The organism is Photobacterium gaetbulicola (assembly GCF_003025515.1).
In the GTDB taxonomy this organism is placed as follows: Bacteria; Pseudomonadota; Gammaproteobacteria; order Enterobacterales; family Vibrionaceae; genus Photobacterium; species Photobacterium gaetbulicola.
On record NZ_PYME01000008.1, the window covers coordinates 77780 to 90162 of the forward strand.

The window sequence follows — 12383 nt, forward strand, 5'->3', positions numbered from 1 at the left end:
ACTAACCGTTATTTCTTGTTCATTTCGATCTTTTGGCAACAGCTGTCGCTGTTGCCACTTCGACTCGGGAAGAGAGGCTCACTTCCCGCTTTTTTCGGTTATTACCACCAAGCCTCAAATTGCACGCCGACGTTAAACTCTGAGTCCACCGTTGAGACAATGTTGTTGTCGTCAATGCTGTCGATGTTCGAGAAGTAGGTCCCGTATAGACGGATTTCAGGGCGGGCAAAGAAGTCTTCACCGGCATTCCAGGCCTGGGCGATAGTGAATTTTTGGCCAGAAAGATCTTTGCCGCTGGTATCCTGGTTGTTGAAGTAACCAGCCTCGAAAATGGTTTTGTGGTGTTTGTCCCAGCTGTAGACAGGACGAACCACCGCAGAAAAGTAAGTCAGGTCGTCATTTTGGTTGGCTTCGACATCATCGATGGTCGATGACCACAGTAGTTGGTGACCTAGCTCGATGTTCTCGGTTAAGTTGACCACCCCCCAGTTGAGCAAACGGTAAGCGCTGCCGCCGCTTTCAGTGTTGGCATGATAGGTGGTGCCAGCACCGAATGTTGATAATTCTGTGGCATAGCCTTCAGTACCATACTGGATAACCGTTTTGTTAAAGCCGCTGTTTAGGTTTTGGGTTAGCTGGGCTGTCGCCATCACACCGTTTTTACTGTCTTTTGCCGCTTGGGAGGCATTATCAGAGGGGGTTGTAATGGCGTAGTTGATGCCTAGTTCCAAATCGGCATTATTCCAAAGAGCGATGCCGGCATAACGCATATCGATAACATTGACGTTCAGTCCTTCACCGCGGTTACCGATGTCCTCCACCATATTGTCGTCATTGCGGATCACCGCGAATGAGAAGCGACCATCACCTAGGTTCAAGTTCTCGATTCCGGCACCGGCACCGGATGTATTCCAGTAGTAGAAATCGGTAATATGAATATCATGACGTTGGTAGTAGCGTTTACCGGCCCAAAGGGTTGCCTCTGGTGCAAAGTTCAAAATACCGGTTGCCTGCACATTGAGTTGACGGAAATCGATAAAGCCGTTTTCCTCGTCATCTTTGAGTGACTCGAAGATGTTGGAGCCGTCACTGCCAACAGCGAGCATGGAATCAAAGTAAAAACGGGCACCATCCTCGTTGTAGATTTCTTTGCCAAGACCAAATTCAGCAAAGGTATCCGCCTCGTTGCCCAGGCGTCCAAGCTGTTGTTTATTGAATTCGACATTCTGGCCATTGTCACCACTGATACCGATCCCGGAACGGGCATAGCCATGGAAAACAAAGCTGTCATCGGCAAACGCAGTTGGGGTAAGCAGAGACACAGAAATGGCCAGAGCGGTAAGGTTCATTTTCATCATTTTTCATCCCTTTAATGGAAATGTATTGATTATGCGTATTGGATTTATGTTGTGGGAATGTTCCCATTTGTGGCGACAGATGATGGCAGGGAAGTGTAGTTGCGTAAATGGGAATGTTCCCATCGCGTGAGTCGGTTCACATTCTCCTTACATAAGTGAAGAGGGAGGCTTTAGGAAGTAGCCATCAAAATTTCTTTAATATCAGATATATGAGTGGGAAGTGTTTCATTGAGGTGGTAAATCCCGACGATGCCGGTTTGCGGGGAGTGGGTCTCTGGCAAGGGCACAATGTCGAATTGAGCAAAGTAGTCAGCCATATTGTTGGTATAGGGCATGATGGCTTTGGAGTTGGCGAGGAAATCCAGGCTAGCACTGAGCGAATTGATTTCGTAGCTGATTCTCTCACCGAGTTTTTTCCTTTCCTTCTCTTGTTGTTTGGGCTGCGGGTTTTCAATCAGGTGTTGATAATTGTCCTGATCTGGGGTGACTTGCAGCAAAGGGTAAATGTCATAGTCTTTTTTGATATCACTGTTGATAAGAAGGGGGTGTGAGCGATGGACGAACTGCGCTTCTTGATCTTGCAAAATCGGTGAAAATTGTACATTGCAGCGGCGGGACAGGCCTTGAATCTCATGACCAATAAAGAGGTCGATATGGCCATGGATAAGCATGTCCATCAGCTTGAGGTGATTGCCAAATTCAAGCTGGATTGAAATACCGGGGTGCTGGTTGCAATAGGAGTGCAGCGCATCTTTAACAAAGACTTCCCACCAGGCATCACCGGTGCCCATTTTGATTTTTTCGGTTTTTCGGGCTTTGAGATCGGCAAGTTTGTCTAGCATAGCGTCATGACGGCGGCTTAGATCTTGAACCTGTTCTTGGAAAAGTTTGCCATATTCGGTGAGATCGACCCCCTTGGAACGGCGCGTGAAGAGGGAAACCCCTAAGTTATGCTCTAACTTTTTCATGTTATTGGTCAGTGTAGGTTGGCTTAGGTTTAGCTGCTGGGCGGCCGAGCTGATGTTACCCAGTTCAGCAATGGCGAGAAATTGGCGGTAGTGCTTGTCCATCGATAAAAACCAGTGAAATTATCTTTGCAAGCAGTCTCACACTTTTTGAAATTGATCACAAAGAAAAAGGAATCGAACTTGTGATCTCTGTCGGTAATATTCTCTGTGGTATAGGAAAAAGCTATATCACTTGGGTGCTGGTGTATTTTTCATAATAAAGGGATCGTCATAAGATATCGGCAACTTTGATTTCGTACTTAGAATACAACTTAGATGATTGTGCTCCTTTGGAGCACGTCTATTGAGGGTTTGCCATGAACATGACGCCTAAATGGTGGCACGATGCCGTCGTATACCAGATCTACCCGCGCAGCTTCTGCGACAGTAACAATGATGGCATGGGGGATCTTCAGGGAATTATCAGCAAGCTGGATTACCTGAAAAGCTTGGGTGTGAATGTCCTGTGGTTGTCGCCGGTGTATAAATCGCCAATGGATGACAATGGCTATGATATTTCTGACTATCAGGATATCGCTCCGGAATTTGGCACCATGGAGGACATGGACAAATTGCTCGCGGAAGCTAAAAAGCGTGACATCCGAATTATCATGGATTTGGTGGTCAACCACACTTCCGATGAGCATCCTTGGTTTGTCGAAGCCCGTAAATCGAAAGACAATCCTTATCGAGACTACTACGTTTGGCGTCAACCTGCCGAAGACGGCGGTGTACCGGATGAAATGGGCTCTGTATTTGGCGGCAGCGGCTGGGAATTCGATGAGCAGACCGGTGAGTACTTCCTGCATATTTTCTCCAAGCGCCAGCCGGACTTGAACTGGGAAAACCCGAAGGTCCAAGAAGAAGTCCATAAGATGATGAACTGGTGGATCGATAAGGGGATCGGTGGTTTCCGTTTAGATGTTATCGACCTTATTGGTAAGGAAATCGACAAGAAAATCACCGGCAACGGCCCACGCCTGCACCCGCTTATCCAGCAGATGAACCGCGCTACTTTTGGTGATAAAGATCTTCTGACTGTGGGTGAAACTTGGGATGCGACACCTGAGATTGCCAAACTGTACAGCGATCCGGCTCGCGAAGAATTTTCGATGGTGTTCCAATTCGAGCACATTAGCCTGACCTGGAAGCATGGAGATAAGTGGCAGCCAATCCCGCTGGATCTCCCAACCTTCAAGAAGGTATTGACCAAATGGCAAGTAGAACTGGCTGACGAAGGCTGGAACTCCTTGTTCTGGAATAATCATGATTTACCTCGCGTGGTATCGAAATACGGCTGTGATGGCCAGTATCGTGTCGAATCGGCCAAAATGTTGGCGACAACGCTGCATATGATGAAAGGCACACCTTACATTTACCAAGGTGAAGAGATCGGCATGACGAATGTCGCCTTTGACAGTATTGACGAATACCGAGATATCGAGACGCTGAACTTCTACAAAGAGCGTACCGAAAATGGTGTGGCACCAGAAACTATGTTGGCAGCGGTTCATGAGAACAGCCGCGATAACGGTCGTACACCGATGCAGTGGAACGACAGCACTAACGGTGGTTTCTCGTCTGTTGCGCCTTGGATCAAGGTGAATCCGAACTACCCTGAGGTGAATGTCAGTGCAGCACTGGATGACCAAAATTCCGTGTTCTATCACTACCAGAAGTTGATTGAGTTGCGTAAGTCGATGCCTGTCATTGTATATGGCGAGTTTGAGCCTGTGTTTGAAGAGCATGAAAAGGTCTTTGGCTATGTTCGCTCGGATGCTCAACAGCGCTTGTTTGTGCTCAACAACTTTACCTCGGATGCGATCACCTTGGATTTGCCCGACCATCTGCAAGCAGAGCAGGTCGAATGTGTGATCGCAAACTATGAATACCCTCAAGCACTGCCAGCATCGATATCGCTTAAACCGTATGAGTCTTTTGCTGTCTTGCTACCTGAAAGTCGTTAACTGACGTTAATTGTCATTATTGTTAGGCTTGGCTCTATTTCTTGATTGAAATAGAGCCCTTTTTATTTATAGCCTCTGCGTAGTTATTCAGCGGTGAGGCTGTGTACTTGTGTGGTTGCAAATTTATGCATTATAAAATCAAAGATAATCAGGTTGAGTTCGTATTTCCCATCAAACGAGAAAGTTTATATTTGAAAGGGACATTTACAAATTGGCAGGTTGACGAGGCTTTCCGGTTTGAAAATAGAAAAAATGGCTGCCGGTTGATAAAAAACCTTGATGAGGTAAATAAAATCGGCAATTCAGGTTTTATTGAATATGTCATTTGGGATGATGAAATTCAGTCTCCAATAGAAATAGCCCCCCTTCAAGCGGGGCATTATTTCAATAATCAGTGTAATGGGGGGGTTAACCAATTATTGTTTTTAGACACCCCCTCGCAGCGTCAGTTGCAAGAGATATCTGAGGCATCAGAGCAATCTTTCCTGATAAAAAACCAAATAGAGCATTTCACTTCAATCTCCCAATTAGCCAATTTTCGTGCTGTAACCGGTGGCCAACTCAAACCAGGTTGGCTCTATCGCAGCTACCATCCAGTGATGCCGTCAAGAAGCAACCATACTGAATTAAAAGTGATTGAGCCCCTCCGTCAAGCCGCTGCGATGTCCCTTATCGAAGAACGCCGAATTGAAAGCGTGGTTAATTTATCGGACAGCGAGCAGGCTCTTGCTCATTTCATGCCGTCGGCACGGGATAGCTACTACAAACGCTGCTGGTTGCAGGGGCATGTCCATAGCGTGCCGGTTGCTTACGAGACCGTGTATTTCATGTCGGACCGCAATGAGGCATTAAATGATGACGAGCTCGGCTTTGAAGATGGTATCCGGTGCCTGATTGAGACTCTTGCCCGTAGTCAGGGGCCATATCTAATTCATTGCAGGCTGGGCTCAGACCGAACGGGGGTGATGTGCGCCTTCCTGCAGCTGATGGCGGGTGCGTCCAAAAAGGAAATCGCTGACAATTATCTTATGACAAATCAGCTGGGCATTGGTGAGTATCGTAGTTTTAGGCTGCTGGAAAGAGCCTTGACCGCTGCGCTTGGAGAAGCGTGTTTTTTTGATGGGGGTGGGGTAACGACCATGTACATGAAACGCCTGAAGATATCGGATAGATGTATCGAACAGGCGAGGGCAAATCTGTTGTGCTGATATGTCTCAGCCCGAACTCATTGTTGGTGAGGTCGGGCTGGCGTGATAGCTAACCTGAATTAATCACGATACAAAATCGTCAGCGATTGCGCGCCTTGCATGTAAGTCGTTTGTACCTGCCGGGCTCCTAGTGTTGCTTCGGAAGTATCACAAATCACTTGCCACTTGCTGCCTTCTGGCAGGCGGTAGCGGGTCGGAATCGTTGAGCTGTTGATTAAGAACAGCAGCTCTTTCCCGGCGTCAAATAAGCCAAGATACAGCGAAAAGGCGTCCAGTCCATGCCAGTCTTCAGCATTCATCGGCTGGCCGTCTGAGCGGTTCCAATGGATACGATGGTGGCCTCGGTTAGGCCCGCTGAAGGCTCGAATGAACGGTGACATATAGGTTTTTCGCCGTTCCAGCATGGTAGCGAGCCATTGGCTGAACTCTGACTTATCTTTGCATGGCGTCCAGTCCGCCCAGCTGATCTCATTGTCTTGGCAGTAGGCGTTGTTGTTCCCTCCCTGGGTATGGGACAGGGCATCGACAGCGAGAATATGAGGGATACCGAAGCTAAACAGCAAAGAGGTCATTAAATTGCGTTTTTGCCGCTCCCGGCGGCCTAGTACGGCGTAGTTTGTCGTTTCCCCTTCGATTCCTTGGTTGTTCGAGCGGTTGTCGCCATGGCCGTCACGGTTGTTTTCACCGTTGGCGTGGTTGTGCTTCTCGTTATAAGAAACCAGATCCTGCAACGTAAACCCATCATGGTAAGACACAAAGTTCACCGGTAGCTTATCGGGCCATTTACCGGCACTGAACAGGTCACGCGAGCCCATAAATCGGGTCGCAAATTCTTTGACATTGTTTTCGCGGCACAGCCAGTAGCTTTTTACCGTGTCGCGGAACTTGTCGTTGCATTCATTCCAGCCGCGAGGGAAATAGCCAAGCTGATAGCCGTCAGGTCCAATATCCCACGGTTCGGCGATGAGCTTCACCCGTTGCAGGACGGGGTCTTGACCTATTGCCTTAAAGAAGGCGCTCTGGGTATTGAACCGGTCACCATTGCGGCCAAGAGTGGCGGCTAAATCAAACCGGAAGCCGTCAATCTGGTAATGGGTGACCCAGTGGCGCAGGGTATCTAGAACGATATTCAAGCTTGGTTGGTAGGTGAGATCAAAGCTGTTTCCGCAGCCGGTATAGTTCTTGTAACTCTTGTGAGAGTCCAGTAGGTAGTATTTCTTATCCAGGCATTTGAAGTGGAATTTTGGGCCCCCCTCACCGCCTTCCGCAGTATGGTTGAAGACGATATCCATGATAACTTCGATGCCATGGCGGTGCAGCTCCCGGACCATGGTCTTCATTTCTGTGACCGGATCGTCGGTGGCATAGCGCGGTTCCGGAGCCATAAAGCATAGGCTGTTGTAGCCCCAGTAGTTGACTTTGTCCATTTTCAGCAAATGGGGCTCAGACATGCAGGATGTCACGGGAAGCAGCTGTAAGCTGGTGACACCTTGCTCTTTGAAGTAGTTGATCATGTCTGGCTGGCACAAGCCTAAGTAGGTACCCTGGTACTTTTCTTCGATCTGAGGGTGTTGTTTGGTAAAGCCTTTTACGTGCGTTTCGAAAATAACGGTTTCTTCAAGGGGGACTTGTGGCAGAGTCGTGCCATCCCAGTCGAAGCTGTGGTCTACCACTACCGATTTGGCAAAATGCCAGCTTCTATCGGCAGTAAAGGGTTCAATATAATAAGGGACTTTATTCAGGGCTTGGGCATAAGGGTCTAATATTAGGCGGTATTCGTTTTTGTCTTTTATTTGGTAACCGTATACCTGCCCCTTATTAATACCTTTGACGAAGGTGTAATGTATATCTAAGTGTTTATTCTCTAATTCAATGAAGGTTCTTTTATTGTTGTTATCAAATAAAACCAGTTGGATTTCTTTGTTTTCTGGGCAATGAATAGAAAAATTACAACCCTGATCACATAATGTAGCCCCTAGTGGATATGGCTGAGCTAATTTAGCGAACATCCTGTACATCTCTTTGCTAATTTTACACATCTATAGTGCTATTTAAGCGGGAAAATTAAATCAGTCAAGAGAAGTTTTTTTTTCTTAAAAATTTAAAAAAAATTCAGTTACCGATAATTTCAATAATATTGAATAAAAGTGACTGGCTTCTTGTTTTTATGGCTTGAGGTGTAATTTTCTTTCAGTTTTACGCCTATCCTTCGTGAGGCTTATCACGGATCGCCTCTCCACCCCATTTCCTACGCCCCTCTCATCCTCCCTCCTCCTCCCGGCGTCGGGAGGATGTAGAAAACTGTATCAAGGCTGAATATGAGTCCCGAAAAGATTGCTAGATAGCAGTCACGATAAAATATAAGAAGGGACATTCCTATGAAACACAAGTTAGTACCTGTAGCAGCGGCATTACTTACCGCGCTAGCTTCACACAATGTAGCCGCTGAATCTGCCACTGACATCTTGACTGACGGCTGGGAAGTACATGGTTACGGTTCTATGAACTTCCGTTTCAACGAAGATCTACAGTCATTTGATTCCGAGTTGGGCAAGCCTGATTACCGCACGGCTGGTACATCTGGTAAAAGTGCTAACCAGATTGAGTTCGTTCTGAAGAAACACACGGAATTTGCAAACGGCGTTTACAGTGATTTCGTTACTCGTACTGAATATGGTAACGGCGACTCTTTCTACTACACATCTTCAGGTGCCGAGAAAACCAATACTGTTGCTCAACTAGAAGTGAAAGAAGCATATGTAGCACTTGGTAACCTTCCTTACTTGGGTGATGGTACTGAGATTTGGGCTGGTCGTCGCTTCCTGAACCGTGCTGCTGGTATCCTTTCTGGTGAGTTCTGGAAACAGTCATCAGGTATGGGTGCAGGTTTTGAAACTAACTTGAGCTCAGGCCACAAAACAGGCTTTGCGGTAGTTGCTGCTGACCCTGAAGCGGGCTTTGAAGATCGCCCTAATGATGGCGAGCGTACAACCGTTACTTCTTTCGACCTTTACTACTACGGTGTTAAAGCCCTGGGCGGTAGCTTTGACTTTGATGCTAAGTTCATGACTCGCGCCGATGAAAAACTACCTCGCGTAGACTCTGCAGACGATGGTTTTGGTGTGTCGGTAACCTATAACCGTGACTACTACGGCTTCGATGGTTGGAGCCAGACTGCAATCGCATACGGTGAAGGCCTAGGCTCTAACCGTGGTGTGAACTTCGGTGGTTGGAGCGGTGATTGGCTAGAAGATTCTAAGTCTCTGTTCATTACCTCTTACGGTGTACTAAACATCAACAACAACTGGCAGTTAGGTACAGAATTCACCTACTGGGCGCCAGAGAACATGGACTGGGGCGCAACAGGCAATGCGACTGACGAAGTAACTCGTTACATCTTCGCTGCACGCCCAACTTATAAAGTGAACGATAACTTCCGCTGGGAATTCACAGGTTCTTACGCTGTTGAAGAAGTTAACGGTGGTCAGTGGGGCCGTAAAGACAAGGCAACTGATTTCTACACCCTTGAAGCGGCATCTGTTTTCACTGTTAACGCTGACTACTTCGGTCGTCCACAAATCAAGCCATACGTTACTTGGGTTGGTACTAACGATGAAGCAGCAGCTGGTGCAATCGGCATCACTGAAGCTGGTGAGAAAGATCAGTTCGTCTTCGGCGTACACGCTGAAATCTGGTTCTAAATCACATTTTTATCAAGGCAGCCCCCGGGCTGCCTTTTTCTGGTATATCTCTTTGCTTTTTTAAGTAAATTGACAAGAGCAAATAGATATACCCACTCAACATCTGGGTATCGGAGATATAGATGAATATTATAAAAACGACATTAGCAGCACTATTAGCAGCATCACTAGTAGGCTGTGCGACTTCCCCTTCAACAGAAACCATTAAAGACGTCGCTGTGACACAGCAGGCTTGCTGTGAAGGTTTCAGCCAGTTTTCATGGATACCGATGAATGGCGACAGCATTGATTTTGTGGTTGATCAGTATTCGCAAATTGGTAACTTTGCCGAAGGTAAAAGTTACTTTGCTGGTTTTGTGCTACCGGAAAACGTTGAGCGTATGCGGGTTGACCTAAAGAGCTGGATGCGCTCGACAGGTGTCTTTGCCCCCAAAGTGCTCCTGCTGAGCCCAACATTTGAAGTGGTTGAATCCATTGAACTGAATGAATTTGAGATCAAGTCATCGGATATGTTCCGTCTGTCTCGATATGAGAAGCGCTTTGAAATGAGCCAGACGACGGCACCTTATATGGTGGTATATTCACCGCTTGAGTACCGCGAGGGTGAAATTCAGATCCCACATCCGGAAAGGGTTCGGGCTGAAGAGCTAGGCTTGGCACGCCCGATGGTAACGGATCCGGTGATCCAGCACCAGAAATTTGGTTCGCTAGAACTAGATTTAAAACCCATTAACTTGCGTTCCTATCGTGTATCGGAAGCTCCTGCTGTACCAGTTGTTACCCAACCGACAACAACTGTGACACAAGCTAAAGTAGCACCAGTGGCAGCTACTACCACAGTGTCGTCAGTAGCTTCCTCATCTACAGCAGCAATGCTACCGGAAAGCGAGGCTTTCTATAACAGCCAAATTAAGGCCGCAGTAGAGAGCAATGATATGAAAAAAGCCCTGACTTTGATGGAAGAGGCCAAGCGTGCTGGTTCAAGTACGGCTGAAGCCACCTTCCTGGAGTTGATTAAAAAGTAAGGGTGCAGTTTTAACCATACCCACCAGAGCAAGGTGTTATTCGAATCCTCATTTTGCAGCATATTGGGTATATCGGGCAGGCATTCGTCTGCCCGTTCTCTTATCTATACTCAAAAATCTTGATGATTTTTGGTGACCATTCTATTTGCTTGTATTGAGTTATTTTCATGACAGATTTTACGCATTCATCTCGTACTCAACAGCCGACAGGTAAGAAAAACAAAGAAGTGGTTTACCAGGTATTCACTCGTTTGTTTGGTAATACCAACGCCACCAATAAGCCTTGGGGCACGCTGGAAGAAAACGGTGTGGGCAAGTTTGCCGATTTCACCGACAAGGCACTGAGCGAAATCAAGGCACTGGGTGTGACCCACATTTGGTATACCGGGGTGCCGCACCATGCCTTGGTGCGTGATTACACCGCCTACGGTATCGACAATGATCATCCCAGTGTGGTCAAAGGTCGCGCGGGATCACCGTATGCCGTCAAGGATTACTACAATGTGAACCCAGATCTGGCTCTTGATCCGGCTAACCGGCTTGAAGAGTTCAGAGCACTTATCGAACGCTCGCACAGACACGGCTTGAAGGTGATTATTGATATCGTTCCTAACCATGTGGCAAGACGATACCGGAGCCTGACAAACCCTGACGGTGTGGAGGATTTCGGTGCCTCTGACGATACCAGTGTCGAATATCATAAACATAACAACTTCTATTACATTCCGGACGAGTGCTTTTCGGTTCCGGTCGCAAAAGACGGATACTTGCCTTTAGGGGGGGAGTCGCATCCTTCGCTGGCAACGCCTTTTGAAGAAACACCGGCCAAGTGGACAGGTAACGGCTCGCGTTTGGCCCAGCCAGAGTTCGATGACTGGTATGAAACCGTCAAGGTCAACTATGGCATCCGCCCTGACGGCAGCAAGGATTTCGACGAGCTGCCAGCCGGTTTCGACACCCAAGGCCACGCCGCACATTTTGCTTTCTGGCAGGGGAAAGAGGTGCCGGACTCCTGGGTTAAGTTCCGTGATATTGCGCTCTACTGGTTGGCCATGGGGGTAGACGGTTTTCGCTATGATATGGCCGAGATGGTGCCGGTTGAGTTCTGGAGTTATATGAACTCATCCATTAAACAGGAAAACCCGGAAGCCTTTTTGATGGCGGAAGTGTATCAACCAGATCGCTACCGTGACTACATTCACCTTGGCAAGATGGATTATCTGTACGATAAGGTCGACTTGTACGATACCCTGAAGTTGGTGATGCAGGGCAAGGGCTCGACAGATGCCATCGTAGGGGTTCAAGAGCAACTGATGGACATTGAACATCATATGCTCCACTTCCTGGATAACCATGACGAACAGCGGGTTGCCAGCCCGGAATTTGCGGGTGATGCCAACAAAGGTAAACCTGCCATGCTGGTATCCACCTTGCTAAGCACGTCACCGACTATGATCTACTTTGGCCAAGAGGTTGGAGAGCCAGGCGATGAGGATGCCGGCTTTGGCTTAGCTTCACGTACCACGATTTTTGATTATTTCGGCGTACCTCATCATCAACGCTGGATGAACCATGGTGAGTTTGATGGCGGTCAGTTGACAGAAGAAGAGCGTAACCTGCGTGATTTCTACCAACGGTTGATGAACTTCTCGCTCAACAGCTCCGCACTGATGGGGCATTATTGTGAGCTGCATACCCACAATCGCCAGCATGGGGCGGGTTACGATGACCAGCTGTTTGCCTTCAGCCGTTTTGATGATAGTGAGCGGCTAGTCATGCTGGCAAATTTTGGCGATGCAAAAGGTGAAGTGACATTGTCACTTCCAGAGTCGCTGCTAGGGCAGTGGCAGCTTGCGGACGGCGAGTATGAGCTGGAAGAGCAACTCTATCATGCGGCTAACGCGCTGCTGGTGGTGGAAAATGGCCTCGGCAGTATAAAATTGGATGTGCGGGCGCTCGATTGCTTTGCTTTCTCACTAGCTAACTAGCAGCAAGCCTTGCGCCGCTGTAAAGCGAATAAAAGGTCACAGTCATGTGGCCTTTTTTTTAACCTGTATCTCTTCATTCAACAAAAAAATCAAATATTGCTCACAAAACGCGTTAACGTTTGGTTACAT

General features: G+C 47.6%; 8 protein-coding genes. 5 read left to right on the forward strand and 3 right to left on the reverse strand.

What is annotated here, in order from left to right:
* Window positions 1-101: 101 nt before the first annotated feature.
* Both C9J03_RS09020 and C9J03_RS09025 read right to left on the reverse strand, forming a co-directional pair.
* Complete coding sequence (locus tag C9J03_RS09020; protein WP_044620742.1) at window positions 102-1358, reverse strand: maltoporin; 1257 nt, start codon at window positions 1356-1358, stop codon at window positions 102-104.
* A 170-nt stretch (window positions 1359-1528) separates the two neighbouring features.
* On the reverse strand, window positions 1529-2428 hold the full coding sequence (locus C9J03_RS09025; RefSeq protein ID WP_044620743.1) for a LysR family transcriptional regulator: 900 nt from the start codon (window positions 2426-2428) through the stop codon (window positions 1529-1531).
* A 260-nt stretch (window positions 2429-2688) separates the two neighbouring features.
* Here C9J03_RS09025 and C9J03_RS09030 point away from each other — a divergent pair, with 260 nt between their 5' ends.
* Both C9J03_RS09030 and C9J03_RS09035 read left to right on the forward strand, forming a co-directional pair.
* Complete coding sequence (locus C9J03_RS09030; protein ID WP_044621839.1) at window positions 2689-4332, forward strand: glycoside hydrolase family 13 protein; 1644 nt, start codon at window positions 2689-2691, stop codon at window positions 4330-4332.
* A gap of 125 nt (window positions 4333-4457) precedes the next feature.
* Window positions 4458-5540, forward strand: a complete 1083-nt coding sequence (locus C9J03_RS09035; protein WP_044620744.1) for a tyrosine-protein phosphatase — start codon at window positions 4458-4460, stop codon at window positions 5538-5540.
* A gap of 59 nt (window positions 5541-5599) precedes the next feature.
* Here C9J03_RS09035 and glgX read toward each other — a convergent pair whose 3' ends face one another.
* Window positions 5600-7549 (reverse strand): glycogen debranching protein GlgX, encoded by a 1950-nt coding sequence (gene glgX, locus C9J03_RS09040; RefSeq protein WP_044620745.1) that lies wholly within the window; start codon window positions 7547-7549, stop codon window positions 5600-5602.
* A gap of 369 nt (window positions 7550-7918) precedes the next feature.
* Here glgX and C9J03_RS09045 point away from each other — a divergent pair, with 369 nt between their 5' ends.
* The 3 genes from C9J03_RS09045 (at window position 7919) to C9J03_RS09055 (ending at window position 12254) form a co-directional block, all read left to right on the forward strand.
* Window positions 7919-9241: a carbohydrate porin gene (locus C9J03_RS09045; protein WP_044620746.1), complete on the forward strand. Its 1323-nt coding sequence runs from the start codon at window positions 7919-7921 to the stop codon at window positions 9239-9241.
* A gap of 122 nt (window positions 9242-9363) precedes the next feature.
* A complete protein-coding gene (locus C9J03_RS09050; RefSeq protein ID WP_044620747.1) occupies window positions 9364-10266 on the forward strand; it encodes a MalM family protein in 903 nt (300 codons plus the stop codon).
* Between the two features lie 167 nt (window positions 10267-10433).
* A complete protein-coding gene (locus C9J03_RS09055) occupies window positions 10434-12254 on the forward strand; it encodes an alpha-amylase family protein (RefSeq protein WP_044620748.1) in 1821 nt (606 codons plus the stop codon).
* The last annotated feature ends 129 nt before the right edge of the window (window positions 12255-12383 follow it).